25 protein-coding genes are annotated in these 25,422 nt (G+C 58.7%); 17 read left to right on the forward strand and 8 right to left on the reverse strand.

The genetic code is table 11. The features are described 5' to 3' along the window. Window positions 1-31 precede the first annotated feature (31 nt). Together ACSVHP_RS18765 and mdtH are read right to left on the reverse strand one after the other, a co-directional pair. Window positions 32-592, reverse strand: a complete 561-nt coding sequence (locus ACSVHP_RS18765; protein ID WP_234673524.1) for a lipoprotein — start codon at window positions 590-592, stop codon at window positions 32-34. A gap of 120 nt (window positions 593-712) precedes the next feature. Further along, a complete protein-coding gene (gene mdtH / locus ACSVHP_RS18770) occupies window positions 713-1,921 on the reverse strand; it encodes a multidrug efflux MFS transporter MdtH (protein ID WP_447552685.1) in 1,209 nt (402 codons plus the stop codon). Between the two features lie 237 nt (window positions 1,922-2,158). Here mdtH and rimJ point away from each other — a divergent pair, with 237 nt between their 5' ends. From rimJ to murJ, 4 genes are all read left to right on the forward strand, one after another. Continuing rightward, window positions 2,159-2,743 carry a ribosomal protein S5-alanine N-acetyltransferase gene (rimJ, locus tag ACSVHP_RS18775; RefSeq protein ID WP_234673526.1) on the forward strand — a complete coding sequence of 195 codons (585 nt, stop codon included), beginning with the start codon at window positions 2,159-2,161 and terminating at the stop codon, window positions 2,741-2,743. Between the two features lie 9 nt (window positions 2,744-2,752). After that, window positions 2,753-3,400, forward strand: a complete 648-nt coding sequence (locus ACSVHP_RS18780) for a YceH family protein (RefSeq protein WP_447552686.1) — start codon at window positions 2,753-2,755, stop codon at window positions 3,398-3,400. 2 nt (window positions 3,401-3,402) lie between these two features. Further along, window positions 3,403-4,326 carry a Gfo/Idh/MocA family protein gene (locus ACSVHP_RS18785; protein WP_234673528.1) on the forward strand — a complete coding sequence of 308 codons (924 nt, stop codon included), beginning with the start codon at window positions 3,403-3,405 and terminating at the stop codon, window positions 4,324-4,326. 128 nt (window positions 4,327-4,454) lie between these two features. After that, window positions 4,455-5,990 (forward strand): murein biosynthesis integral membrane protein MurJ, encoded by a 1,536-nt coding sequence (gene murJ, locus ACSVHP_RS18790; protein WP_447552687.1) that lies wholly within the window; start codon window positions 4,455-4,457, stop codon window positions 5,988-5,990. A gap of 59 nt (window positions 5,991-6,049) precedes the next feature. On the opposite strand, the gene flgN is transcribed toward murJ, so the two are convergent. The 3 genes from flgN to flgA form a co-directional block, all read right to left on the reverse strand. Next, window positions 6,050-6,475, reverse strand: coding sequence for a flagella biosynthesis chaperone FlgN (flgN, locus tag ACSVHP_RS18795; protein ID WP_447552688.1), 426 nt, complete (start codon window positions 6,473-6,475; stop codon window positions 6,050-6,052). Window positions 6,476-6,479: 4 nt separating this feature from the next. Continuing rightward, window positions 6,480-6,773: a flagellar biosynthesis anti-sigma factor FlgM gene (gene flgM, locus ACSVHP_RS18800; protein WP_234673531.1), complete on the reverse strand. Its 294-nt coding sequence runs from the start codon at window positions 6,771-6,773 to the stop codon at window positions 6,480-6,482. 93 nt (window positions 6,774-6,866) lie between these two features. Beyond that, on the reverse strand, window positions 6,867-7,526 hold the full coding sequence (gene flgA / locus ACSVHP_RS18805) for a flagellar basal body P-ring formation chaperone FlgA (RefSeq protein WP_447552689.1): 660 nt from the start codon (window positions 7,524-7,526) through the stop codon (window positions 6,867-6,869). 158 nt (window positions 7,527-7,684) lie between these two features. On the opposite strand from flgA, the gene flgB reads away from it, so the two are divergent. The 11 genes from flgB (at window position 7,685) to flgL (ending at window position 17,596) form a co-directional block, all read left to right on the forward strand. Further along, a complete protein-coding gene (gene flgB, locus ACSVHP_RS18810) occupies window positions 7,685-8,101 on the forward strand; it encodes a flagellar basal body rod protein FlgB (RefSeq protein ID WP_234673533.1) in 417 nt (138 codons plus the stop codon). A gap of 3 nt (window positions 8,102-8,104) precedes the next feature. Next, window positions 8,105-8,509: a flagellar basal body rod protein FlgC gene (flgC, locus tag ACSVHP_RS18815; protein ID WP_234673534.1), complete on the forward strand. Its 405-nt coding sequence runs from the start codon at window positions 8,105-8,107 to the stop codon at window positions 8,507-8,509. Window positions 8,510-8,520: 11 nt separating this feature from the next. Continuing rightward, window positions 8,521-9,225, forward strand: a complete 705-nt coding sequence (gene flgD / locus ACSVHP_RS18820; protein ID WP_234673535.1) for a flagellar hook assembly protein FlgD — start codon at window positions 8,521-8,523, stop codon at window positions 9,223-9,225. 26 nt (window positions 9,226-9,251) lie between these two features. Beyond that, window positions 9,252-10,520, forward strand: coding sequence for a flagellar hook protein FlgE (gene flgE, locus ACSVHP_RS18825; RefSeq protein WP_447552690.1), 1,269 nt, complete (start codon window positions 9,252-9,254; stop codon window positions 10,518-10,520). Window positions 10,521-10,540: 20 nt separating this feature from the next. Continuing rightward, the gene (locus ACSVHP_RS18830; protein WP_447552691.1) at window positions 10,541-11,296 is read left to right on the forward strand and encodes a flagellar basal body rod protein FlgF; all 756 of its coding nucleotides are present in this window, start codon (window positions 10,541-10,543) and stop codon (window positions 11,294-11,296) included. An 11-nt stretch (window positions 11,297-11,307) separates the two neighbouring features. Continuing rightward, complete coding sequence (gene flgG, locus ACSVHP_RS18835; protein ID WP_008500810.1) at window positions 11,308-12,090, forward strand: flagellar basal-body rod protein FlgG; 783 nt, start codon at window positions 11,308-11,310, stop codon at window positions 12,088-12,090. Window positions 12,091-12,147: 57 nt separating this feature from the next. Further along, the gene (gene flgH, locus ACSVHP_RS18840; RefSeq protein WP_234673538.1) at window positions 12,148-12,846 is read left to right on the forward strand and encodes a flagellar basal body L-ring protein FlgH; all 699 of its coding nucleotides are present in this window, start codon (window positions 12,148-12,150) and stop codon (window positions 12,844-12,846) included. A 12-nt stretch (window positions 12,847-12,858) separates the two neighbouring features. After that, entirely contained in the window at window positions 12,859-13,956 is a 1,098-nt protein-coding gene (locus ACSVHP_RS18845; RefSeq protein ID WP_447552692.1) for a flagellar basal body P-ring protein FlgI, read from the forward strand. Beyond that, entirely contained in the window at window positions 13,956-14,912 is a 957-nt protein-coding gene (gene flgJ, locus ACSVHP_RS18850; RefSeq protein WP_417315960.1) for a flagellar assembly peptidoglycan hydrolase FlgJ, read from the forward strand. Before ACSVHP_RS18845 ends, flgJ begins: the two co-directional genes overlap by 1 nt. 75 nt (window positions 14,913-14,987) lie before the next feature. Beyond that, window positions 14,988-16,628, forward strand: coding sequence for a flagellar hook-associated protein FlgK (gene flgK / locus ACSVHP_RS18855; protein WP_447552693.1), 1,641 nt, complete (start codon window positions 14,988-14,990; stop codon window positions 16,626-16,628). A 14-nt stretch (window positions 16,629-16,642) separates the two neighbouring features. After that, window positions 16,643-17,596: a flagellar hook-associated protein FlgL gene (gene flgL, locus ACSVHP_RS18860; RefSeq protein ID WP_417315962.1), complete on the forward strand. Its 954-nt coding sequence runs from the start codon at window positions 16,643-16,645 to the stop codon at window positions 17,594-17,596. A gap of 80 nt (window positions 17,597-17,676) precedes the next feature. Here the strand turns inward: flgL and ACSVHP_RS18865 are convergent, their stop codons facing one another. Then, window positions 17,677-18,888, reverse strand: coding sequence for an MFS transporter (locus tag ACSVHP_RS18865; RefSeq protein ID WP_447552694.1), 1,212 nt, complete (start codon window positions 18,886-18,888; stop codon window positions 17,677-17,679). 109 nt (window positions 18,889-18,997) lie between these two features. Between ACSVHP_RS18865 and ACSVHP_RS18870 the strand changes: the two genes are divergently transcribed. After that, window positions 18,998-19,933 (forward strand): LysR family transcriptional regulator, encoded by a 936-nt coding sequence (locus tag ACSVHP_RS18870; protein WP_447552695.1) that lies wholly within the window; start codon window positions 18,998-19,000, stop codon window positions 19,931-19,933. 40 nt (window positions 19,934-19,973) lie between these two features. On the opposite strand, the gene rne is transcribed toward ACSVHP_RS18870, so the two are convergent. Continuing rightward, complete coding sequence (rne, locus tag ACSVHP_RS18875; RefSeq protein WP_447552696.1) at window positions 19,974-23,141, reverse strand: ribonuclease E; 3,168 nt, start codon at window positions 23,139-23,141, stop codon at window positions 19,974-19,976. Between the two features lie 569 nt (window positions 23,142-23,710). Here rne and rluC point away from each other — a divergent pair. Continuing rightward, window positions 23,711-24,658 carry a 23S rRNA pseudouridine(955/2504/2580) synthase RluC gene (gene rluC / locus ACSVHP_RS18880; RefSeq protein ID WP_234673546.1) on the forward strand — a complete coding sequence of 316 codons (948 nt, stop codon included), beginning with the start codon at window positions 23,711-23,713 and terminating at the stop codon, window positions 24,656-24,658. 75 nt (window positions 24,659-24,733) lie between these two features. On the opposite strand, the gene ACSVHP_RS18885 is transcribed toward rluC, so the two are convergent. After that, the gene (locus ACSVHP_RS18885) at window positions 24,734-25,318 is read right to left on the reverse strand and encodes a Maf family protein (protein ID WP_447552697.1); all 585 of its coding nucleotides are present in this window, start codon (window positions 25,316-25,318) and stop codon (window positions 24,734-24,736) included. Window positions 25,319-25,422: the final 104 nt, after the last annotated feature.

Consider the following 25,422-nt stretch of genomic DNA (forward strand, 5'->3'; position numbering starts at 1 on the left):
AAAAAAATAGGGCGCCTGAGCGCCCCTTAGGTTAATCGGTGAAGGGAATGACAATCTCTCCCGGCTTCACCTCTATCCCTTTCGCGTATTTCTTCGCCAGGGATTCGCCCTTGCTCTTGTCTTCGCTCAGCACATAGGCGGGCTGCTGGTTGAAGTAGCTGCGCAGCGACTGGTTCAGGTAGGGCATCAAAGTCTGGATCACCGGTTTCATTTTCTCCGGCGTCACCTGCGCGTCCACCACCTCCATCTCTTGCAGGAAGATTGCACCTTTCTCTTTATTAAACACCGGCAGCGCTTTGAGCTTCAGCTTGATATTGGCTTTCTGATTGCCAAACAGCGAGGTCATATCCAGATCGGCATCCCCGGAAAGGGTGACTTTGTTCGGCTCTTCGCGGCCAATCTGACTGCTCAGTTTGCTGAGCACGATATGCGCGTCGGCTAAGCCCGGCACGCCAATGTCTTTAGAAAAGTTATTATGCTTTTCCAGCGCCTGATTAATCTCCTGCTCGCTGACGGTATATTGCGTAAGCTGGTTACAACCCACCAGCAGGCCGCTGACGACTAAGGCTGCGGCAATGACAATCTTCTTCATGGGGTTCCTCAAAATGAAGGCGCTTCTGTCCTGTTGCGACAGTATGTCAGTGTGAAATGGCGCAGACCAGCAGAAAAAACTGATAAACGGGGCGGGAGAGGCTCCCGCCGAAAGGAAAGGTTATGCGCCGGGTTCGAGCATTCCGCTGGCGCTGCGCTTCTGGCTGAACTGCCACCACAGGGCGAGAAGCGTAATAAAGCCCACCACGCCGAGCATTACCCACGGCAGCTCAGGCTGGTGCAGCGCTTTACCGGCGTCAAATAGCCAGCCGCCGCCCGTGTAGCCCAGCGCGCCGCCCAGAGCCAGCCCAAGACGGCTGAACCCCATGTAGCTCCCCCGCGCCCGGGCATCCGCCAGCGACGCGCTCAGGGTTTCACGCGCCGGTTCGGCGATAATCGAGCCGATGTAGAAGGTGCAAATCAGCATAAAGAGCTGTTGCAGGGTACTCACCAGACCGATGGGCATCATGCTCAGGGTCATCAGCAGCAGGCCCGCCATCAGGCGGTGCTCCAGGCGAAAGCGGCGTTCGCTCCAGCGGGCAATCGGGTAGAGCAGCGTCAATGACAGACAGGCTTCAATGGCGTACATCCATTTCACCGCCGCCGGGGAGCCCGCAATATCGTTGACCATAATCGGCAGCATCAGCATCACCTGTACCGCCAGCATGTAGTACCCGGTCAGGGTCAGCACGTAGGTGACAAAGCGTTTGTCGTGCAGCACCCGGCCCAGACCTTCGCTGACCGGCGCTTTCACCGTCGAGAGCTTCCACGCGGGCAGGAACAGGCCGTTAAAGAGCGCGCAGAGGATAAACAGCACCGCCCCGGTGGCGCAGACCAGGCGGAAATCGTATTGCAGCAGCCAGCTTCCCAGCAGCGCGCCGATCACCGCCCCGGCGCTGTCCTGCATCATCAGAATAGAGAAGAAGCGACCCCGGTGCTGCGGGCGGATCAGTTTAACCACCAGCGCGGTACGCGGCGGGTCGAACAGCGTGCCGCCAATGCCGGAGAGGAAGCAGGAGAACCACAGCAGCCACGGCTCGTGGGCGATCCCCATCGTGGCAAAGCCTGCCGCGCGAAGCAACATGCCGGTGACGATCATCGGTTTTGCGCCAAAACGGTCGGCGATGGCTCCGCCAAATACCCCCAGCCCCTGCTGAACAAACTGACGCAGGCCGAGCGCGATGCCGACCATTAATGCCGCCCAGCCCATTTGATCGACAAAGCGAATCGAAATAAGCGGGAACACGACAAAAAAGCCGAGCACAACCAGCATGTTATCGACTAACAGGAAATATTTACCCAGGCTCCGGGCCTGCGATACGCGGGACATTTCCCCTCCAGGGAAAAGCAGATGGTGAGCACGCTAATATATTGCGGTGTTGCAATGCCTTTTCCCACCCCGCCAGCGACAATATTTTTTTATCAAAAAGGTGCTTTGATAGAGAGTTCTCATCGAAAAAAGAGAAAACAGGTGAAAATGGTATGTCACTGTTTTCACAGACGGCGAAGGCGCAGGTATAGTAAAGCTCATGGGGTTGTACAGAATCGACGGGAAGGAGTGGTATCGATGTTTGGCTATCGCAGTAATGTGCCAAAAGTGCGCCTGACGACGGACAGGTTAGTGGTTCGTCTGGTGCACGAGCGTGATGCCTGGCGGCTGGCGGATTATTACGCCGAGAATCGCCAGTTTTTAAAACCCTGGGAACCCGTTCGGGATGAGAGCCACTGCTACCCTTCAGGCTGGCAGGCGCGGCTCAGCATGATTGCGGAATTTCACAAGCAGGGCAGCGCGTTCTACTTTGCGCTGCTGGATCCGGAAGAAAAAGAGATTATCGGCATCGCCAACTTCTCCAACGTGGTGCGGGGCTCCTTTCATGCCTGCTATCTCGGCTATTCCATTGGTCAGAAGTGGCAGGGGCAGGGGCTGATGTTTGAAGCGCTGACCGCCGCCATCCGCTACATGCAGCGCACCCAGCATATCCACCGCATTATGGCCAACTACATGCCCCACAATAAGCGCAGCGGCGATCTGCTGGCGCGCCTGGGCTTTGAGAAAGAGGGATACGCCAAAGATTATCTGCTGATCGATGGTGAATGGCGCGACCACGTGCTGACGGCGTTAACCACCCCAGACTGGACCGCAGGGCGTTAAGGAGAAAAGATGAAATATCAGTTAAGCGCTGGTGAAGCGCGCGTGATTGGCTGTCTGCTGGAAAAACAGGTCACCACCCCGGAGCAGTACCCTTTGTCCGTTAACGCGGTGACGATGGCCTGTAACCAGAAGACCAACCGCGAGCCGGTGATGAACCTCAGCGAACATGAGGTGCAGGATATTCTCGACGCGCTGGTCAAGCGCCACTATCTGCGCACCGTCAGCGGCTTTGGCAACCGCGTCACCAAGTACGAACAGCGCTTTTGCAACTCCGAGTTTGGCGATCTGAAGCTCAGCTCCGCCGAGGTGGCGCTGATTGCCACGCTGCTGCTGCGCGGGGCGCAAACGCCGGGTGAACTGCGCTCGCGCGCCTCGCGAATGCACGAGTTCAGCGACATGCAGGAGGTCGAGCAGACGCTGGAAGGGCTGGCGACGCGCGAAGACGGCCCTTACGTGCAGCGTCTGGCGCGCGAGCCGGGCAAGCGCGAAAGCCGCTTTATGCACCTGTTCAGCGGTGACGTTGCCGAACTGCCAGCGGACGCGGAGGAACCTGCGTTATCCAGCGACAGCCTGACGGCGCGCGTGGAGGCGCTGGAAGAAGAGGTTGCCGGGCTGAAACAGCGTCTGGATGCACTACTGGCTCATTTGGGGGATTAACGGTGACAAAACTACGCATTGGCGTTGTCGGACTCGGCGGCATCGCGCAAAAAGCCTGGCTGCCCGTTCTGGGCGCGTCGACCGACTGGACGCTGCAAGGCGCCTGGTCACCGACGCGCGAGAAAGCGCAGCGCATCTGCGAGACCTGGCGCATCCCGTATGCAAGCTCCCTACAGGATCTGGCCCGCGACTGCGATGCGGTCTTTGTGCATACCTCCACGGCGACCCACTATCAGGTGGTGAGCGAGCTGCTGAACGCCGGGGTTCACGTCTGCGTCGATAAACCGCTGGCGGACAACCTTCAGGACGCCGAGCGCCTGATTGAACTCGCGGCCCGCAAAAAGCTGACGCTGATGGTGGGCTTCAACCGCCGCTTTGCGCCGCTCTATCAGCAGCTTAAGGCGCAGTCCGGGGATCTGGCTTCGCTGCGCATGGATAAACACCGCACCGACAGCGTCGGGCCAAACGATCTGCGCTTCACGCTGCTGGACGATTATCTGCACGTGGTCGATACCGCCCTGTGGCTGACCAACGGCAATGCCCGGCTGCAAAGCGGGATCCTGCGAACCAACGACCGTGGCGAAATGGTTTACGCCGAACATCACTTCGCGCTGGATCATGTGCAGGTGACGACCAGTATGCACCGCCGTGCGGGCAGCCAGCGCGAATCCGTGCAGGCCGTTACCGACGGGGCGCTCTATGACATCACCGACATGCGCGAGTGGCGGGAAGAGAAGGGTAGCGGCGTGGTAACGCTGCCGGTGCCGGGCTGGCAGAGCACGCTCGAACAGCGCGGCTTTGTCGGCTGCGCCCGTCACTTTATCCACTGCGTGGAAAATCAGACGGTTCCTGAAACGTCGGGCGAGCAGGCCATTCTGGCGCAGCGCATTGTGGAAAAGCTCTGGCGCGATGCCATGAGTGAATAATCCTCGTAACATCTGCGGATAGTAATTCGTTGAAATCGCGTTAGACTAAGCGCCGCTTGTTGGCTTTGCCGGGTGGCGCTTTTGCTTACCTGGCCTACAAATCCGTATGGTTCTGGAATTTCACGTTAATGAACTTATTAAAATCGCTGGCAGCCGTCAGCTCGATGACCATGTTTTCTCGCGTGCTGGGCTTTGCGCGCGACGCCATTGTGGCGAGGGTGTTTGGCGCAGGGATGGCAACGGATGCCTTTTTCGTGGCGTTCAAGCTGCCGAACCTGCTGCGCCGTATTTTCGCTGAAGGGGCCTTCTCCCAGGCGTTCGTGCCGATTCTGGCGGAATACAAAAGCAAGCAGGGCGAAGACGCGACGCGCGTTTTTGTCTCCTACGTGTCCGGGCTGCTGACCCTCGCGCTGGCGATCGTCACGGTGGTGGGGATGCTGGCCGCCCCGTGGGTGATCATGGTGACCGCGCCCGGCTTTGCCGATACGGCGGATAAATTTGCCCTGACCAGCCAGCTTCTGCGCATAACCTTTCCTTATATTCTGCTGATCTCGCTGGCCTCGCTGGTGGGGGCGATCCTCAATACCTGGAACCGCTTCTCGGTGCCGGCCTTTGCGCCGACCTTCCTTAACGTCAGCATGATTGGCTTTGCGCTGTTCGCCGCGCCGCACTTCAACCCGCCGGTGCTGGCGCTGGCGTGGGCGGTGACCGTGGGCGGCGTGCTCCAGCTTGCCTACCAGCTGCCGCACCTGAAAAAAATCGGGATGCTGGTGCTGCCGCGTATCAACCTGAAAGATGCCGGGGCGATGCGCGTCATTAAGCAGATGGGGCCCGCCATTCTCGGGGTGTCCGTCAGCCAGATTTCACTGATCATCAATACCATTTTTGCCTCTTTCCTGGTCTCCGGCTCGGTCTCCTGGATGTATTACGCCGACCGCCTGATGGAGTTTCCGTCCGGGGTGCTGGGCGTGGCGCTGGGGACGATCCTGCTGCCGTCGCTGTCGAAAAGCTTTGCCAGCGGCAACCATGATGAATACTGTCGCCTGATGGACTGGGGGCTGCGCCTGTGCTTCCTGCTGGCGCTGCCGAGCGCCGTGGCGCTGGGGATTTTGGCAAAGCCGTTAACGGTGTCTCTGTTCCAGTACGGTAAATTCACCGCCTTTGATGCGGCCATGACCCAGCGGGCGCTGGTGGCCTATTCCGTCGGGCTGATGGGGCTTATCGTGGTGAAGGTCCTTGCGCCGGGCTTCTACTCCCGTCAGGACATCAAAACCCCGGTCAAGATTGCCATCGTCACGCTGATCATGACCCAGCTGATGAACCTGGCGTTTATCGGCCCCCTGAAGCACGCTGGGCTCTCCCTGTCGATTGGTCTGGCCGCCTGCCTTAACGCCGGGCTGCTGTACTGGCAGCTGCGCAAGCAGGATATCTTTACGCCGCAGCCGGGCTGGGCGAGCTTCCTGGTGCGTCTGGTGATTGCGGTACTGGTAATGTCTGCGGCGCTGATCGGCATGATGTACGTCATGCCTGACTGGGCGCAGGGCACCATGCCGTATCGTCTGATGCGCCTGATGGCCGTGGTGGTGGTGGGGATTGTGGCCTACTTCGCGACGCTCGCGCTGCTGGGCTTCAAGGTGAAAGAGTTTGCCCGCCGGACGGCCTAAACGACAAAAGGGGAGTTCACCTGCCGGTGCTCCCCGTTCATGGATCTGCCGTTAACACGTCAAATCGAAATCTTTTTTCCGCCCGTCACGCGCGAGGTGGATGTCTGACCATCCGCACCGTACAGCCCGGTCTCTTTATGCGGTTTTAACACCTCAAGAGCCAGCTTGTTACGCTCAATCTGTCCCTCTAACAGCCAGCCGTTGTGCTGGTTGAGGTCGCGAAGGTGTCGGGTTTTCTCGGTAATCGTCTGCCAGCGCTCAACAATTTCATCGTTCGCACTGCGCTTCGGATCTTGCTCGTCACGTCGCTGCTGCTCCAGGTAATCCAGGGTCGCCAGCAGTGAACTTTTATCTTCCGTAATACGTTGTAACGCGCTGCCGTTGAGTTGACCGGAAGAGAGGTGCTGCTGCTCCGCGTCCATAACCGTTTTCAGGTCATTCAGGACAACCGTCATGTGATCCAGTATTTCTGACAGTCGACTCATACGGTTATTTACTCTGCAAGAAGCTCTGGGCATCCTGGATCAGCGCGTCAGCAATTTTGCTGGTGTCCATTTTCAGCTCGCCGTTACGAATCGCCGTTTTCAGCTGTTCAACACGTTCCATGTTGATATCGCTGCTGCCCGGCTGCATCAGTTTTGCCTGGGCGTCGCTCAGGGTTACGCTGGTGCTGTTGGCCGTGGCCGGTTTTTCCAGACGCGTTTTCTGCGGCGTCGCGTCATTCGTTTCGCGAGGTTGTACAGTGCTAACCGGCTTCAGGGCTGATGTACGATCAATGCTCATAGTGTTGTCCTCATCGAGGGTTCGCGGCGTTTGCGCCTGACATCATCATTAGTTGAATATTTATCGGCACGCGCCGCGAAATCTTTAAAAAGATTATAGGTTAATCAGAATATTCCCATCAGTACCGACGGTGCCGCTGACCACCTGGCCTGAGGACATCCGCACACGGGCATTTTGTGCCACCGCAGCGTTGTTTAACGCCTGACCTTCACTGTTGACGCTAAACCCGTCGCCGTTCGCCACCACCATCACCCGCTGGCCCGCTTTTACCCGCCACGCCTGGCGCAGCATCGAGAGCTGAATAGCCTGGCCCGGCGCGAGGTCGCGCAGGCTGACCGCGTCCTGCGCCTGGTTGATATCGAGCATGGTGCGCGGCGGCAGCTGATCCAGACGGCCACGCTTGAGCGTGACGCTGTTGGCCTGCAACTGGCTTCCCCGGGCAATCGGCTCGGCGGCGACAACATAATTGCCCGTTGCCTGGACGGCAACCTGTAAATAGCGCTTCTCGTTGGCGCAGCGCGCCAGCACGTTGACGTTGCCCCACAGCTTCGCGCTGCCGGTCACGCTGAACGAGGGCTGGTCGCAGGAGGGGTACAGGTTGGGCGGAGTGCGCACGCTAACGCTGACGTCATCGCTAAAGCCTGCCAGCTGCTGAGTAAAAAACGCCGTCAGCTGAGCCTGTAAACCGTCTGCCATCGCGAGAGGGCTTAACAGCAGCAGAGTTGCCGCCAGGCTGGTTTTTAACGTCCGCATCGCTTGTCCCACCGTTTTGAAGAATTAACAGGATTCTACAGTCAGTGCTTTTGCATCAACGCAATAAATAGCGACGCATTTTGCGCTTATTCCGTCGATAAGGCAGACGGGTTGAGATTTAAGCTGTGAACTGAAATTTTCCCATCAGCGGAGGAGACATGCTCGATAAACTCGACGCTGCCTTACGTTTTCAGCAGGAAGCGCTCAATTTACGCGCCCAGCGGCAGGAAGTGTTAGCCGCCAACATCGCGAACGCGGATACCCCCGGGTATCAGGCGCGCGATATTGATTTTTCCAGTGAGCTTAAAAAAGTGATGGAGCGTGGACGTGCCGAAGGGACGGGGGTTGCGCTCGCAATGACCTCCTCACGCCATATCCCCGCTCAGGCGATGACCGCACCATCGACCGATTTACTTTACCGCATCCCCGACCAGCCTTCGCTTGACGGTAACACCGTCGACATGGACCGGGAGCGCACGCAGTTTGCCGACAACAGCCTGCAATACCAGACGGGGCTGACCGTACTCGGCGGACAGATCAAAAGCATGATGAGCGTCCTCCAGGGGGGCAACTAATCCATGGCTTTGCTGAATATTTTTGATATCTCCGGCTCGGCGCTCGCGGCGCAGTCCAAGCGCCTGAACGTGGCCGCCAGTAACCTGGCGAACGCCGACAGCGTGACCGGCCCGGACGGACAGCCGTACCGCGCGAAACAGGTGGTGTTTCAGGTTGATGCGGCGCCAGGCGCGGCGACGGGCGGCGTAAAGGTAGCCGACGTGGTTGAGAGCCAGGCGCCAGATCGTCTGGTGTACGAGCCGGGTAACCCGCTCGCGGATGCCAGCGGCTACGTCAAAATGCCAAACGTGGACGTGGTCGGCGAGATGGTCAACTCCATGTCCGCTTCGCGCAGCTATCAGGCTAACGTCGAAGTGCTTAACACCGTGAAGAGCATGATGCTCAAAACGCTCACTCTCGGCCAGTAAAGGAGACTCGCATGTCCATCGCCGTCAACGTGAATGATACGACCAACTCGGGCGTGAACAGTACCAGCACCGGCTCCAGCTCCCTGACGGGCAGCAACGCGTCGGATCTGCAAAGCAGCTTCTTAACGCTGCTGGTGGCGCAGCTGAAAAACCAGGATCCGACCAACCCAATGCAGAACAACGAACTGACCACGCAGCTTGCGCAGATCAGTACCGTGAGCGGCATTGAAAAGCTCAACACCACGCTCGGCTCCGTGTCCGGCCAAATCGACAGCAGCCAGTCTTTGCAGGCGGCGAATCTGATTGGTCACGGCGTGATGATCCCCGGTACCACCATTCTGGCCGGGACCAGCACCACCGATGGCACCAGCACCACGTCCACTACGCCGTTTGGCGTTGAGTTGCAGCAGGCGGCCGATAAGGTCACTGCGACGATTAAAGACGCCTCCGGCGTGGTGGTTCGCACCATCGACATCGGCAAGCTGGATGCAGGCGTGCATACCTTTACCTGGGACGGCAGCGTCACCGACGGCAGCACCGCGCCGAACGGCTCGTACACCGTGTCCATCGCTGCCAGCAGCGGCACCACGCAGCTGGTGGCGCAGCCGTTGCAGTTCGGCCTGGTGCAGGGCGTTATTAAGAGCAGCGACGGCAGCAAACTGGATTTGGGTACGACCGGTACCACCACACTCGACGAAGTTCGGCAGATTATCTAAGCCTTCATACTTATCAGGAGTAAGTCATGGCCTTTTCTCAAGCGGTCAGCGGCCTGAATGCTGCGGCCACCAACCTGGACGTCATTGGCAACAACATCGCCAACTCCGCGACCTACGGTTTTAAATCCGGTTCTGCCTCGTTTGCAGATATGTTTGCCGGTTCCAAAGTGGGCCTCGGCGTGAAAGTCGCGGGCATCACCCAGGACTTCACCGACGGCACGACCACCAACACCGGGCGTGGCCTGGACGTGGCGATCAGCCAGAACGGTTTCTTCCGTATGGTCGATGCCAACGGTTCCGTGTTCTACAGCCGTAACGGCCAGTTCAAGCTGGATGAAAACCGTAACCTGGTGAACATGCAGGGTCTGCAATTAACCGGTTATCCGGTTGCGGGTACGCCGCCGTCGGTTCAGACGGGCGCAAACCCACAGCCGATCTCCATTCCGAACACGCTGATGGCGGCGAAGTCCACCACCACTGCGACCCAGCAGATCAACCTGAACTCAACGGACGATATCCCGACGGTCGCGTTTGATCCGACGAACTCCGACAGCTACAACAAGAAGGGCACCGTCACGGTCTTTGACAGCCAGGGTAACGAACATAATATGAACGTTTACTATGTCAAAACCGCTGACAACACCTGGGATCTCTACACCCAGGACGCCAGCGTAGCCGGCTCTACCGCCAGCAAAGCGGCGCAGATGAGCTTCGACAACAACGGTAACCTGAAGAACGTCAATAACTACATCGCGCAGGGTACCACCCCTGAAACCTGGAATCTGGACACCACGCCAAACACCACGCCGTCTATCAATATCGTCAGCGATTCCATCAGCGGCGCGACCCCGGCCTCGTTCAACCTGAGCTTCCTGAACTCCATGCAGCAGAACACCGGTGCCAACAACGTGGTGGCGACCACCCAGAACGGGTACAAGCCGGGCGACCTGGTGAGCTATCAGATCAACGACGACGGTTCCGTTGTCGGTAACTACTCCAACGAACAGACCCAGGTTCTGGGCCAGATCGTGCTGGCGAACTTCGCCAACAACGAAGGTCTTCAGTCCGAAGGCGATAACGTCTGGTCTGCTACCCAGTCCTCCGGCGTGGCCCTGCTGGGTACGGCCGGAACAGGTAACTTCGGTACGCTGACCAACGGCGCGCTGGAAGCCTCCAACGTCGATCTGAGTAAAGAGCTGGTGAACATGATCGTCGCGCAACGTAACTATCAGTCGAACGCGCAGACCATCAAAACCCAGGATCAGATCCTCAACACGCTGGTTAACCTGCGTTAAGCGGCTGACGGGAAAGCGCAATGGATCACGCAATATATACAGCGATGGGCGCGGCAAGCCAGACGCTCAATCAGCAGGCCGTTACCGCCAGCAACCTGGCGAACGCCTCAACGCCGGGCTTTCGTGCGCAGTTTAACGCGCTGCGCGCCGTGCCGGTAGAAGGGCTTTCGCTGCCGACGCGTACCCTGGTGACCGCATCGACCCCTGGCGCAGACATGACGCCAGGCCAGATGGATTACACCTCGCGCCCGCTGGACGTTGCCCTGCAACAGGACGGCTGGCTGGCGGTGCAGACCGCCGACGGCGGCGAGGGATATACCCGCAACGGTAATATCCAGGTGAGCGCCACCGGGCAGTTGACCATTCAGGGGCATCCGGTGATGGGCGAAGCGGGCCCGCTGACCGTGCCGGAAGGCTCAGAGCTGACCATCGCGGCGGACGGGACGATCTCGGCGTTAAACCCGGGCGATCCGGCCAACACCGTTGCGCCCGTCGGGCGTCTGAAGCTGGTGAAGGCCGACGGTAAAGAGGTGCAGCGCGGCGATGACGGCATGTTCCGTCTGACCCAGGCGGCGCAGGCCACCCGTGGCGCCACGCTTCAGGCCGATCCGACCATCCGCGTGATGTCCGGCGTGCTGGAGGGCAGCAACGTCAAGCCGGTTGAAGCCATGACCGACATGATCGCCAGCGCCCGCCGTTTCGAAATGCAGATGAAGATCATTAGCGGCGTCGATGAAAACGCGAACAAAGCTAACCAACTTCTGGCTATGAGTTAACAGGACTCCTTATGATCAGTTCTTTATGGATCGCGAAAACGGGTCTGGACGCACAGCAAACCAATATGGACGTGATCGCCAACAACCTGGCGAACGTCAGCACCAATGGTTTCAAGCGCCAGCGCGCCGTTTTCGAAGATTTGCTTTATCAAACCATTCGCCAGCCGGGCGCCCAGTCTTCTGAGCAAACCACGCTGCCGTCCGGTTTGCAGATTGGTACCGGCGTGCGCCCGGTGGCCACCGAGCGTCTGCACAGCCAGGGCAACCTGTCCCAGACCAACAACAGCAAAGACGTGGCGATCAAAGGCCAGGGCTTCTTCCAGGTGCAGCTGCCTGACGGGACCTCTGCCTACACCCGCGACGGCTCGTTCCAGGTCGATCAGAACGGCCAGCTGGTGACGGCGGGCGGTTTCCAGGTTCAGCCTGCGATCACCATTCCGGCGAATGCCCTGAGCATCACCATCGGCCGTGACGGCGTGGTCAGCGTAACCCAGCAGGGTCAGGCTGCGCCGGTGCAGGTTGGCCAGCTCAACCTGACCACCTTCATGAACGATACCGGCCTGGAAAGCATCGGTGAGAACCTCTACACCGAAACGCAATCCTCCGGCACGCCGAATGAGAGCACCCCTGGCCTGAACGGCGCGGGTCTGCTCTATCAGGGTTATGTCGAAACCTCGAACGTGAACGTGGCGGAAGAGCTGGTCAACATGATCCAGGTTCAGCGCGCGTATGAAATTAACAGTAAAGCAGTGTCGACGACCGACCAGATGCTGCAAAAACTGACGCAACTCTAAGGGGCAGGCCGGTGCGGTAAACGCCGCCCCGGCTCCCTGTTTTTGAAGATGAAGGCAATGCAAAAACACGCGGCGTTTCGTTATCCGATTATGACTCTCCTGGCCGTTTCCCTGAGCGGGTGTGCCTGGATCCCGTCTAAACCCCTGGTTGAGGGTGCGACTACCGCCCAGCCCGTTCCCGGCCCCGCGCCGGTGGTAAACGGCTCAATTTTCCAGACCGCGCAGCCGATTAACTATGGCTATCAGCCGCTGTTTGAAGACCGTCGCCCGCGTAACATCGGCGATACGTTGACCATTGTGTTGCAGGAAAACGTCAGCGCGAGCAAGAGCTCGTCGGCGAACGCCAGCCGCGATGGCAAAACCAATTTCGGCTTCGACACCGTGCCGCGCTATTTGCAGGGCCTGTTTGGCAATGCGCGTGCCGATGTGGAGGCCTCTGGCGGCAACACCTTTAACGGTAAAGGTGGCGCGAACGCCAGCAACACCTTCAGCGGTACGCTGACGGTGACGGTTGACCAGGTGCTGGTCAACGGCAACCTGCACGTTGTGGGTGAAAAACAGATTGCGATTAACCAGGGCACGGAGTTCATTCGCTTCTCCGGCGTGGTTAACCCGCGCACCATCAGCGGCACCAATACCGTACCGTCCACCCAGGTGGCGGACGCGCGCATCGAGTATGTCGGCAACGGCTACATCAATGAGGCGCAGAATATGGGCTGGCTGCAACGCTTCTTCCTTAACCTATCGCCGATGTAAGCGAGGTGACCTATGTTTAAATCCCTCTTCGCAATCGCGCTCGCGCTGGTGGCAACCTTTGCCCAGGCCGACCGTATTCGCGATCTCACCAGCGTACAGGGCGTACGAGAAAACTCACTGATTGGCTACGGCCTGGTGGTGGGTCTGGACGGCACGGGTGACCAGACCACCCAGACGCCGTTTACCACCCAGAGCCTGAACAACATGCTCTCTCAGCTGGGCATTACCGTTCCGGCGGGCACCAACATGCAGCTGAAAAACGTGGCGGCGGTGATGGTCACCGCCTCATTCCCGGCCTTTGCGCGTCAGGGGCAGACCATCGACGTCGTCGTTTCTTCGATGGGTAACGCCAAAAGCCTGCGCGGCGGTACGCTGCTGATGACCCCGCTGAAAGGGGCCGACAGCCAGGTTTACGCGCTGGCGCAGGGGAACATTCTGGTCGGCGGGGCGGGCGCTTCGGCGGGCGGCAGCAGCGTGCAGGTGAACCAGCTTAACGGCGGGCGTATCACCGGCGGGGCGATTATCGAACGCGAACTGCCTACCCAGTTCGGCTCCGGTAACACCATCAACCTGCAACTGAACAACGAAGACTTCACGATGGCGCAGCAGATTGCCGACACCATCAACCGCAGCCGCGGCTTTGGCAGCGCCACCGCGCTGGACGCCCGTACCGTGCAGATCCGCACCTCGACGGGCGGCAGCAACCAGGTGCGCATGCTGGCCGATATCCAGAATATGGAGGTGAACGTGCCGTTGCAGGATGCCAAAGTCATCATCAACTCGCGCACCGGATCGGTGGTTATGAACCGCGAAGTGTCGCTGGACAGCTGTGCCGTGGCGCAGGGCAACCTGTCGGTAACGGTCAACCGTTCCGCCAACGTCAGCCAGCCGGACACGCCGTTTGGCGGCGGTCAGACGGTGGTCACGCCGCAAACCCAGATCGACCTGCGCCAGAGCGGCGGCTCGCTGCAAAGCGTGCGCTCCAGCGCCAACCTGAACAGCGTGGTGCGTGCGCTTAACGCGCTCGGGGCAACGCCGATGGAGCTGATGTCGATTCTGCAATCCATGCAAACCGCGGGCTGCCTGCGTGCCAAAGTGGAAATCATCTAATGCTGACCGATAGCAAACTGCTGACCAGCGCGGCATGGGACGCCCAGTCGCTCAACGAGCTGAAAACCAAAGCGGGCAAGGATCCGGCGGCGAACATCCGCCCGGTCGCCCGTCAGGTGGAAGGGATGTTTGTGCAGATGATGCTTAAGAGCATGCGTGAAACCCTGCCGAAAGACGGGATGTTCAGCAGCGACTCCACGCGACTCTACACCAGCATGTATGACCAGCAGATTGCACAGCAGATGACCGCCGGGAAGGGCCTCGGTCTGGCTGACATGATTGTTAAACAGACCGCAGCCGCCCAGGGCATTCAGGGGCAGGAAGACCAGCCTGCGCAGGTACCGATGAAGTTCGACCTGGAAACGGTGACCAGTTATCAGAATCAGGCCCTGACGCAGATGGTGCGTAAGGCGATACCGAAGGCCACGGAGAGCAACGACGAGCCGCTCACCGGCGACAGCAAAGACTTCCTGGCGCAGCTCTCGCTGCCCGCGCGTCTTGCCAGCGAGCAGAGCGGGGTGCCGCATCACCTGATCCTGGCGCAGGCCGCGCTGGAGTCCGGCTGGGGCCAGCGTCAGATCCGCAAAGAGAACGGTGAGCCGAGCTTCAACATCTTCGGCGTGAAGGCGAACGCCAGCTGGAAGGGGCCCACCACCGAAATCACCACCACCGAATATGAAAACGGTGCCGCCGTGAAGGTGAAGGCCAAATTCCGCGTCTACAGCTCGTATCTGGAAGCGCTGTCGGATTATGTCGGCCTGTTAAGCCGCAACCCGCGCTACACCGCTGTGACCCAGGCGGCCACGCCGGAGCAGGGTGCGCAGGCGTTGCAGAACGCGGGCTACGCGACGGACCCGAACTATGCGCGCAAGCTCACCAGCATGATCCAGCAGCTGAAATCGATGGGCGAGAAGGTCAGCAAAGCCTATAGCACAGATCTCGAAAATCTGTTCTGAAAGTTCTCAAGTCCCGGTGGAGGCTGCCGATAACCTTCATCAGGACTCGTGTCTGAAAGTGTAAAAGGAACCCCCATGTCCAGTTTGATTAACAGCGCCATGAGTGGCCTCAGTGCTGCCCAGGCGGCACTCAATACCGTCAGTAACAATATTTCAAGCTATAACGTGACAGGTTATACCCGCCAGAACACCATTCTGGGGGCGTCTAACAGCACGCTGACAGGCGGTGGCTGGGTTGGCAACGGGGTGTATGTCTCCGGGGTACAGCGTGAGTATGATGCCTTCATCACCAACCAGCTGCGTGCGGCAGATACCCAGAGCAGCGGCCTGACCACGCGCTATCAGCAGATGTCGAAAATCGACGACGTGCTCTCGGATACCACCAACTCGCTCTCCACCACGTTACAGGGCTTCTTTACCAGCCTGCAAACGCTGGTCAGCAACGCGGAAGATCCGGCAGCGCGCCAGACGGTGCTCGGCAAAGCCGATGGCCTGATCAACCAGTTCAAAGTGACCGATCAGTATCTGCGCGACCAGGATAAGCAGGTGAATACCTCTATCTCCAGCAGCGTCGATCAGATCAATAACTATGCGAAACAGATTGCCACGCTGAACGATCAGATCTCCCGTCTGACCGGCGTCGGTGCGGGCTCGTCCCCGAACGAACTGCTGGATCAGCGCGACCAGCTGGTCAGCGAGCTGAACAAGATTGTCGGCGTGGAAGTGGCGGTTCAGGACAGCGGCACTTATAACGTTTCCTTTGCCAACGGCTACACCCTGGTGCAGGGCAGCACGGCGAATCAGCTGGCTGCGGTGCAGTCCAGCGCCGATCCTTCACGTATCACGGTAGCCTTTGTTGACGCGGCGTCCGGCAGCGTAGAGATCCCGGAAAAGCAGCTGACCACCGGTTCGCTGGGCGGGCTGCTGAACTTCCGCGCAAACGATCTGGATAACGCGCGTAACTCGCTCAACCAGATGGCGCTGGCCTTTGCCGACACGATGAACACCCAGCATGAAGCAGGCTATGACGCCAACGGCGACAAGGGCGGCAAGCTGTTTGATTTCGGCTCTCCGTCCGTGCTGAGCAACGCCAAAAACACCGGCAGCGCCTCGGCCACGGCGACCGTCACCGACAGCACGGCGGTGCAGGCCACCAACTATAAGGTGGAGTACAACGGCACCAACTGGACCGTAACGCGCCTGTCCGACAAAACCAGCTTCACGCAAACGCCGGATGCCAGCGGCAACCTGTCGTTTGACGGTCTCAGCGTGAACATCAGCGGCGCGGCGGACAAGAAGGACAGCTTCCTCGTGAAGCCGGTCAACGACGTCATCATCAATATGGATCTGGCGATCTCCGATGAGTCCAAACTGGCGATGGCCTCTGCCAGCGACAGCGGCGACAGCGATAACACCAACGGCCAGAAGCTGCTGGATCTGCAAAGCGCGAAAAAGGTCGGCGGTAACAAAACCTTTAACGATGCCTACGCCTCGCTGGTTAGCACCGTCGGGAGCACCACCGCGTCGCTGAAAACCAGTAGCGAAACGCAGACCAACGTGGTGACCCAGCTGACCAAACAGCAGCAGTCTATCTCCGGGGTTAACCTGGATGAAGAGTACGGCAACCTGCAACGGTATCAGCAGTACTACCTGGCGAACGCTCAGGTGCTTCAGACAGCCAGCACGCTCTTTGATGCGTTAATCAATATTCGCTAAGGCCGGGGTGAAAAATGCGTATTAGCACTCAAATGATGTACGAGCAGAGCATGCGTGGAGTGAGCAACTCCCAGAGCCTCTGGCTCAGCTATGGCGAGCAGATGTCGACGGGCAAGCGCGTCAACCGCCCGTCCGATGACCCGATTGCCGCGTCTCAGGCGGTGGTGTTGTCTCAGGCGCAAACCCAGAACAGCCAGTATGCGCTGGCCCGCTCTTTTGCCACCACCAAAGTCTCTCTTGAAGAGAACGTGTTGACTCAGGTGACCTCTGCTATTCAGAGCGCGCAGGAGAAGATCGTTTACGCAGGCAACGGCACGCTGAGCGATAACGACCGCGCCTCGCTGGCGACCGATCTGAAGGGGATCCGCGATCAGCTGATGAACCTGGCAAACAGCACCGACGGTAACGGCCGCTATATTTTTGCCGGTTACAAAACCGAAGCGCCTGCCTTCAATGAGACCACCGGCGCTTACGACGGCGGCGCTACGCCAATCAGCCAGCAGGTCGATTCCGCACGCTCGATGCAGATCAGCCATACCGGTACAGAAGTGTTCGATAACTTCACCAGCAGCGCCAAGCCAGAGCCGGACGGCAGCGCCCCGGAAACGAACCTGTTTAAGATCCTGGACGCGGCCATTGCCTCGCTGAATACCCCGGTTGAAGACGATCAGACCACGGCGGATGCCATGAGCGCAATCATCGACAAAACCAACCGTGGGCTGAGCAACTCGCTCGATAACGTGCTGACGGTACGTGCAGAGCTGGGGACGAACCTGAACGAGCTGGACAAGCTGGATGCGCTGGGCGATGACCGCGCGCTGGGACAAACGCAGCAGATGAGCGACCTGGTGGACGTGGACTGGAACTCGGTGATCTCGTCTTACACGATGCAGCAGGCGGCGTTGCAGGCTTCTTATAAAGCCTTCAGCGATCTGCAAGGCATGTCTCTGTTCCAGCTCAACAAGTAATGTCTTGACCTCTTAGAACATGTCTTGAAACTGGGCATGTTTTGACTGCCCAATCCGTAATGGATTGGGCATTTTTTTTATCACGCCTGTGCCGGTAACGCCTTTACCCGGGCGCTTTCAACCAGGCGAATCACCAGCGCAATAGCGCCACACAGGGTTGCCAGCGCCACCACGCCGCTCCAGCCTGCCCGGGCGTACAGATAGCTGCCCGCCACCGAGCCCAGCGCCATGCCGATAAACACCACCGTAAAGAGCAGGGCGTTCAGACGACCCCGGGCCTGCGGCTCAAGGCTGTAGACCAGATTCTGGTGCGCGACGAGGCTCGATTGCAGGCCCAGGTCAAACCCAACCGCAGAGAGCGCAATCAGGATCAGCTGGCCGTGTACGCCGAGAGCGGGCATCAGGAACATCAGGGCAAACGAGACCGTCACCAGCGCCGCGCCGAGCTGCGTGACTCTGCCCGCGCCCAGTTTATCCGCCAGCCCGCCCGCCAGCGGAGCGGCTAACGCCCCCGCAGCCCCGGCGATCCCGAACCCACCCGCTACGGCGCTGCCGAGTTGATAACGCTCAAGCAGCATCACCGCAAGGGTTGACCAGAAGGCGCTAAAGGCAATCGAGAGGAAACCTTGCGCCAGCGCGGCACGACGCAGGGCGGGGTAACGACGCCACAGGTGCTCCATCGAGCGCAGCAGGGCGGGATAGCTCAGGGTCGAGTGAATGGCAAAGCGCGGCAGCACCGCCCACATCATCACGCCGATAAAGGCGATACTGGCGGCGGCCAGCTGATACATCACGCGCCAGCCAAAGGCTTCACCCACCACGCCGCTGACGGTTCTTGATAATAAAATCCCCAGCAGCAGGCCGGTCATCACCGTGCCCACGGTTTTACCCTGTTTCCCTTCCGGGGCAAGAATGGCGGCGGCGGGAACGATATCCTGCGCCATTGTGGCGGCCATCCCGATCAGCAGGCTTGCCAGCAGCAGGGCGTGCAGCTGTCCGGTCAGGCTACAGCCGAGTAAAAAGAGGGCCAGCGCGGCGCTTTTTATCAGGATCAGCGTCCGGCGATCGTGGCGATCGCCCAGCGGCAGCAGGAACAGAATGCCCAGCGCGTACCCGGCCTGGGTTAAGGTCGGGACCAGCCCCATTCCTTCGATGCTCAGATGCAGGTCGGCACCCATCAGCGGCAGCAGCGGCTGGGCGTAGTAAATCGACGCCACGCTAAAACCCGCCCCCAGGGCCAGCATAAAAATGACCCAGCGGCTTACGGCATGGGGCGCTGTTGTTGTGTTCATAGGTAATTCCTCATTCATGGTGTACAGACATTTTTTACCATGACGGCTTGTGGCGGTAGCGGGCCCGGTGGTAAAACGCTTATACGTTTAACGTATAGCCATCAAAATAATGAAACGAACTGAGCGTATAGACAGGGTGGAGCTGATGCGCACCTTTGTGCGTATCGTGGAGGCGGGTTCACTCTCCGCGGCGGCGCGGCAGCTTAATACCACCCAGGCCACCGTCAGCCGGCGGCTACAGTCCCTGGAAACGGTACTCGGCGTGCGGCTGCTGCTGCGCACGACCCACACCACGCGACTCACCGATGACGGGGAGCGCTGCTATCAACATGCCCGCCGGGTGATCGACAGCTGGCTGGCGCTGGAAGATGAGGTAGGGCAGACGGAAGATGAGCCGGTGGGCGTGCTGCGCGTGCGTGCCCCCCACGCGTTCGGCCAGGAGCAGCTTCTGGTGCCGCTCACGCAGTTTTTGCAGCGGTATCCGCAGCTGTCCGTGGAGTGGATGCTCAACGATAAGTCGGTGGATTTCCTCGGCGATAACCTCGACTGCGCCATCCGCGTGGGGGCGGAAATCGATCCGGCGACCGTGTCGGTACTGCTGGCGGAAGTGCCTCGCTGCGTGGTGGCCTCCCCGACGTTGCTGGCGCAGTTTCCTGCCGTGAATGCTCCGGACGACCTTTCCGTACTGCCGTGGATTGCCATCAGCACCTTCTATCAGCGCCATATTGAGCTGTATAAAGAGGGCGCTTCGCCTGCGCGCGTGACCCTGACACCGCGCCTGAGCACCGACAGCCTGTACGTGGCGCGTAATACGGCCTTAAGCGGGTTAGGGGTGGCAGTGGTATCAAGCTGGACGGTGAAAGAGGATATTGCGCAGGGGCGGTTAGTGCATCTGCTGCCCGACTGGCAGCCCGCAGCGCTGCCCGTTCATCTGGTTTATCCGTGGTCGCGCTATTATCCGGCGCGGCTGCGCCGTTTTCTGGAGATGATGCGCGAGGTGATGCCGGGTATTGCGGGGATGCGAAAACCGACGCGTGAGAAATAAAAAAGCCGACCCGAGGGTCGGCTTTTTTTATCGCACAATCTTAGTCAGACTGCGGGCGGGTAGCAGGTGCAGTCGCCTGATGCGTTGCGCTGTGGCCACCGGCAGAGCCTTTACCTTCGAAGTTGAAGGAAGGACGTACCCAGTCGCTGCTGCGCGGCGCTTCCGGAACATATTCCGGAGCCGGGGCTCGCGTCATCGGTGCCGTCGCGACGTGAGCCGGAGCAACGTCAGCAGCAGGAGCCGCTTTCACTTCTGGCGCTTTCACTTCCGGCACTTTCACTTCGGCAGCTTCGCGAACAGGTTCGACGTCGACAGCGACTTCCGGCACCACTTCTTCAGCAACCGTTTCGACCACAGCCTCAGCCTCTTCAACAACGGCTGGCTGTGCTTCTTCGACAACCTCTTCAGCGACTACGGCATCTTCTTCGGTAACGATCTGCGGAGCAGCGTCAACCGGCGCGGCAATCACTTCAGGGTGCGAGGTCTCAATCTCAGCCTGAGGTGCATTTTCAGTAAGATCGGGCGCAACAACCTGCGGGTCAACCACCTGAGGCTCCGCAACCGCTGGCGCTTCGGTGACAACCTCTTCAACGGCGGCGACAGGCGCTACCGGTGCAATCACCTCTTCGGTAACCGGCTGTTCTTCAACAACCTGCTCCGGACGGGCAACCGGGTAGCGGATCCAGACTTTACCGGATGCCATTTCCGGTGACGCACAGGCCACGGCTAACGGCATTGGTGACTGAGTCGGGTAACGCTCGTCACGGTAACGACGACGGCGCTGGCCGCTGACGCGCAGGTGACGCGGAGAGCGACGGGAGCGACGCGGCATGCCTGCGTTATCACGGCCTTCGCTGCTATCGTCCTGCTCAACGTTGTTTTCGACTACCGCTGGCAGATCAACCTTCGCCAGCTGGGTGTTCGGTGCAGCCTCAGCGACAGGCTCGGCGGCGACGATTGCGGTCTCTTCGGTTTGCTCTGCGGACGCGAAGCGAACTTTCTGTGACAGCTGGCGCTGCTTACGACGTGGCATAACCTGAGTACGTTCTTCCTGCTCGGTCTCCTGCTGTTCAGCCGGGACTTCGCGGTTCAGGCTCTTCACTTCCTGCTGCGCCTGACGCTTCTCGTCGTTACGACGACGGTTGCGTTCACGGCGAGGCTGCTGCTCGTCACGCTGTTTGCCCTTCTCGGACTCGTCGCCCGCCTGCTGGCGAATGTCGCGATCTTCAACATTCTGCTGTTGCTTCTCACGACGGTTGCGACGGTTGTCTTCGCGCTGCTCGCGGCCTTCGCCGTTTTCAGAACGATTGTCACGGCGTTCGTTACGATCGCCACGGTCATTGCGGTCGCCGCGCTCGTTACGGTCGCGACGGTTGTTCTGACGCTTACGACGATCCTGCTGACGCTCTGGCTTCGCCTCTTTCGGTGCTTCTTTCGGCTGTTCCGGCTGTGCTTCTTCGCCAGCGAACATTTTCTTCAGCGCACCCAGGATACGGCTCAGCAGACCCGGCTGTGCAGGTTCAGCTTTCGCCGCTTCTGCCGCTGGTTTTTGCGCCGCAGGTTTCGCTGCTGGTTTTTCCATTGCCGCTTCTGGCGGTGCTTCCGGCATGATGAAGGTCGCTAACGCAGGCTGCTCTGGCAGTTTACGCTCGGCAGGCTCTTCATCGGACGGCAGCGCCATCTCTTCTTCATGCAGCTTCGGCAGCAGGTAGCTGAGTGTGGACGTTTCTTCACCCTTACGCACGCGCAGTACGTGGTAGTGCGGGGTCTGCATCTGGTCGTTTGGCACGATAATGCAGCGAACGCCGCCCTGACGCGATTCAATCGCACTTACCGCGGCACGTTTTTCGTTAAGCAGGTAAGAGGCAACGGGCACCGGCACAATGGCGTGAACTTCTTTGGTGTTCTCTTTCAGCGCTTCTTCTTCAATCAGACGCAGAATAGAGAGGGACAGGGATTCGTTATCACGCACGGTACCTGTACCGGAGCAGCGCGGGCAGACGTGATGGCTGGACTCACCCAGTGACGGGCTCAGACGCTGACGCGACATTTCAAGCAGGCCAAAGCGAGAGATATGGCTGATCTGGATACGCGCACGGTCCTGACGCACCGCTTCGCGCAGGCGGTTTTCGACCGCACGCTGGTGACGAACCGGGGTCATGTCGATGAAGTCGATAACAATCAGACCGCCCAGGTCGCGCAGACGCAGCTGGCGAGCGATCTCATCGGCCGCTTCGAGGTTAGTGTTGTAGGCGGTCTCTTCGATATCGCCACCGCGCGTTGCGCGTGCGGAGTTGATGTCGATAGCGGTCAGCGCTTCAGTGGTATCGATAACGATAGAACCGCCGGACGGCAGACGCACTTCACGCTGGAAGGCGGACTCAATCTGGGATTCAATCTGATAGTGGCTGAACAGCGGGATTTCACCGGTGTACAGTTTGATTTTGCTGGTGAAATCCGGACGGCCCAGCGCGGCGATGTGCTGGCGAGCCAGCTCAAGCACTTTCGGGTTATCAATCAGAATTTCGCCGATGTCCTGGCGCAGATAGTCGCGGAACGCACGCACGATAACGTTACTTTCCTGGTGAATCAGGAAAGGAGCAGGGCGGTTTTCAGCGGCTTTCTGGATAGCTTCCCAGTGCTTCAGGCGGAAGCTTAAGTCCCACTGCAAGGCTTCGGCAGATTTGCCAACGCCTGCGGTACGAACGATAAGGCCCATGCCGTCTGGAAGTTCCAGGCTTGCCAGCGCTTCTTTCAGCTCGGTACGGTCGTCGCCTTCGATACGGCGAGAGATACCCCCCGCACGCGGGTTGTTTGGCATCAGTACCAGATAGCTGCCTGCCAGGCTGATAAAGGTGGTCAGCGCAGCGCCTTTATTGCCGCGTTCTTCTTTATCGATCTGAACGATAACTTCCTGACCTTCGCGCAGAACATCTTTGATGTTTGGACGACCGTGGGAGTTATAGTTGGCAGGGAAATATTCGCGGGCAATTTCTTTAAGAGGTAGGAAACCATGACGCTCAGCACCGTAATCGACAAATGCGGCTTCAAGGCTTGGTTCAATGCGGGTGATCTTACCTTTGTAAATGTTCGCTTTTTTCTGTTCGTGTCCAGGACTTTCGATATCCAGATCGTACAGGCGCTGCCCATCCACAAGGGCGACACGCAACTCTTCTTGCTGAGTTGCGTTGATTAACATTCTTTTCATCGTAACTTACTCGTTATTCTTACATTGACGACAAAGCTGCGGGCAAGGTGACGCTTTCCGGGGTATGAACCGATGGCCTCGTGTCTATTCACGTCGCCAACCTCACGGTTGTCGCTCGCTTAAGAGGCGCAGAGTGTCGGTTGCCTGTGTGTCATACGGAAACACAGCGCAATTATCAGGGGAACAGCCTGGGTAAAACTCTCCAGAGAAGATTCCATTTACCGGGAAGTACTGCAACCCGCAGCCCGCTAACTGTCTGAAAGATCATTACGTCTTACGCCATTGCTGCGTGGATGATCGGTCAGACAAAACTGGTCATTCCGTCAGTTTCCTGATTAACCAGGATTTAACACGGAAAACGGCCTCATTATTCCACTGCTCGCCGGGTTATAGCAAGATGACTTTTGCCATTTATCACCCGGTTACTCACAGTTTCTCCACTTAAGTGCAGCGATTGGTTTAATATCCACCAAATCGATTGCGTGAATGAAAGCGCGCCGGACGAAAGTAAATATAAGCATAGAAAAATGAGTGGCGCTAATGCGTGACGATATTTAGAATCGCCAACCATGAAAACAGAGACTCCAGCCGTAAAAATGGTTGCCATTACCGATGATGAAGCGGGGCAACGTATCGATAACTTTTTGCGTACCCAGCTGAAAGGCGTACCGAAGAGCATGATTTATCGCATCCTGCGTAAAGGCGAGGTGCGGGTTAACAAAAAACGCGTGAAACCTGAATATAAACTCGAAGCGGGCGACGACGTGCGTATCCCGCCGGTTCGCGTTGCCGAGCGCGAAGAAGAGGCGGTTTCACCGAAGCTGCAAAAAGTCGCCGCCCTGAGCGATGTGATTTTGTATGAAGACGATCATATCCTGGTGCTGAACAAACCCTCGGGTACTGCCGTTCACGGCGGGAGCGGCCTGAGCTTCGGCGTGATTGAAGGGTTGCGTGCCCTGCGACCGGAAGCGCGTTTCCTCGAACTGGTTCACCGCCTCGACCGTGATACCTCCGGCGTGCTGCTGGTGGCGAAGAAGCGTTCCGCGCTTCGTTCCCTTCACGAGCAGCTGCGTGATAAAGGTATGCAGAAAGATTACCTGGCGCTGGTGCGCGGGCAATGGCAGTCCCATATAAAGGTGGTTCAGGCGCCCTTGCTGAAAAACATCCTGCAAAGCGGCGAGCGTATTGTGCGTGTGAACCAGGAAGGCAAACCTTCCGAAACGCGCTTTAAAATAGAAGAGCGTTATGAGTTTGCCACGCTGGTACGCTGTAGCCCGGTAACGGGACGCACCCACCAGATCCGTGTGCATACGCAATATGCCGGACACCCTATCGCGTTCGACGATCGCTATGGCGACCGTGACTTTGACAAGCAGCTGGCGGGCACCGGGCTATCGCGTCTGTTCCTGCACGCTGCGGCGCTTAAGTTTACCCATCCGGGAACGGGTGAGGTGATGCGCGTCGAGGCGCCGATGGACGATCAGTTAAAACGGTGTCTTAAAGTTCTGCGCGGCTAAGTATGCCTTCCTCCCTCTCCCGGTGGGAGAGGGTCGGGGTGAGGGCATCAGACCGCAAAGATCAGGTCGCAAAGATCACGCCGTCAACGGATTACACTCTTCGCGTCTTAACATCTGAGACAGCGCAATCAGCGGCAGCCCAACCAGCGTGTTCGGGTCGCGGCCTTCCAGCCTTTCAAACAGCGCGATGCCCAGTCCCTCACTTTTAAAACTGCCCGCGCAGTTCAGAGGGCGTTCTTTACGCACGTAATCGACAATCTCCTGCTCGCTCAGGTGCCGGAAATGCACGTCAAACGGCTCGCATTCGGTTTGCAGATGCCCGTTTGCCGAGTTGTAAAGCGCAAGGCCGGTATAAAAGGTGACAATATTGCCCCGCGCCCGCAACAGCTGCTGAATCGCATTCTCTTCGGTATGCGGCTTTCCGGTAATCACCCCATCCAGTACGCAAACCTGATCGGAGCCTATAATCAGATGAGCAGGGTAGCGTGCGGCCAGCGACTGCGCTTTTTCCTGCGCAAGGCGTGTCACCAGATGGCGCGGCGACTCTCCCGGTTGCGGGGTTTCGTTCACGGCAGGAGCGGCACATTCGAACGGGATCCCGAGCTTCTCAAGCAGCATTCGGCGGTAGGATGAGGTGGAACCGAGAACGAGATTTGGCATATTTTTATCACCAGATATAGCGTAACGATGCCAGCCATTTTAAACTACAGGCCGCAATGTGTGCGAATAATTGGCAAAAGGCAGCTCTGGTTGCCTTTTTCTTT

The organism is Enterobacter sp. 186315 (assembly GCF_053290175.1).

Coding starts and splice junctions, on each gene's coding strand:
- ACSVHP_RS18765 (WP_234673524.1), bottom strand. CDS start 592: ATGAAGAAGATTGTCATTGCCGCAGCCTTAGTCGTCAGCGGCCTGCTG.
- mdtH (WP_447552685.1), bottom strand. CDS start 1,921: ATGTCCCGCGTATCGCAGGCCCGGAGCCTGGGTAAATATTTCCTGTTA.
- rimJ (WP_234673526.1), top strand. CDS start 2,159: ATGTTTGGCTATCGCAGTAATGTGCCAAAAGTGCGCCTGACGACGGAC.
- ACSVHP_RS18780 (WP_447552686.1), top strand. CDS start 2,753: ATGAAATATCAGTTAAGCGCTGGTGAAGCGCGCGTGATTGGCTGTCTG.
- murJ (WP_447552687.1), top strand. CDS start 4,455: ATGAACTTATTAAAATCGCTGGCAGCCGTCAGCTCGATGACCATGTTT.
- flgN (WP_447552688.1), bottom strand. CDS start 6,475: ATGAGTCGACTGTCAGAAATACTGGATCACATGACGGTTGTCCTGAAT.
- flgM (WP_234673531.1), bottom strand. CDS start 6,773: ATGAGCATTGATCGTACATCAGCCCTGAAGCCGGTTAGCACTGTACAA.
- flgA (WP_447552689.1), bottom strand. CDS start 7,526: ATGCGGACGTTAAAAACCAGCCTGGCGGCAACTCTGCTGCTGTTAAGC.
- flgB (WP_234673533.1), top strand. CDS start 7,685: ATGCTCGATAAACTCGACGCTGCCTTACGTTTTCAGCAGGAAGCGCTC.
- flgC (WP_234673534.1), top strand. CDS start 8,105: ATGGCTTTGCTGAATATTTTTGATATCTCCGGCTCGGCGCTCGCGGCG.
- flgD (WP_234673535.1), top strand. CDS start 8,521: ATGTCCATCGCCGTCAACGTGAATGATACGACCAACTCGGGCGTGAAC.
- flgE (WP_447552690.1), top strand. CDS start 9,252: ATGGCCTTTTCTCAAGCGGTCAGCGGCCTGAATGCTGCGGCCACCAAC.
- ACSVHP_RS18830 (WP_447552691.1), top strand. CDS start 10,541: ATGGATCACGCAATATATACAGCGATGGGCGCGGCAAGCCAGACGCTC.
- flgG (WP_008500810.1), top strand. CDS start 11,308: ATGATCAGTTCTTTATGGATCGCGAAAACGGGTCTGGACGCACAGCAA.
- flgH (WP_234673538.1), top strand. CDS start 12,148: ATGCAAAAACACGCGGCGTTTCGTTATCCGATTATGACTCTCCTGGCC.
- ACSVHP_RS18845 (WP_447552692.1), top strand. CDS start 12,859: ATGTTTAAATCCCTCTTCGCAATCGCGCTCGCGCTGGTGGCAACCTTT.
- flgJ (WP_417315960.1), top strand. CDS start 13,956: ATGCTGACCGATAGCAAACTGCTGACCAGCGCGGCATGGGACGCCCAG.
- flgK (WP_447552693.1), top strand. CDS start 14,988: ATGTCCAGTTTGATTAACAGCGCCATGAGTGGCCTCAGTGCTGCCCAG.
- flgL (WP_417315962.1), top strand. CDS start 16,643: ATGCGTATTAGCACTCAAATGATGTACGAGCAGAGCATGCGTGGAGTG.
- ACSVHP_RS18865 (WP_447552694.1), bottom strand. CDS start 18,888: ATGAACACAACAACAGCGCCCCATGCCGTAAGCCGCTGGGTCATTTTT.
- ACSVHP_RS18870 (WP_447552695.1), top strand. CDS start 18,998: ATGAAACGAACTGAGCGTATAGACAGGGTGGAGCTGATGCGCACCTTT.
- rne (WP_447552696.1), bottom strand. CDS start 23,141: ATGAAAAGAATGTTAATCAACGCAACTCAGCAAGAAGAGTTGCGTGTC.
- rluC (WP_234673546.1), top strand. CDS start 23,711: ATGAAAACAGAGACTCCAGCCGTAAAAATGGTTGCCATTACCGATGAT.
- ACSVHP_RS18885 (WP_447552697.1), bottom strand. CDS start 25,318: ATGCCAAATCTCGTTCTCGGTTCCACCTCATCCTACCGCCGAATGCTG.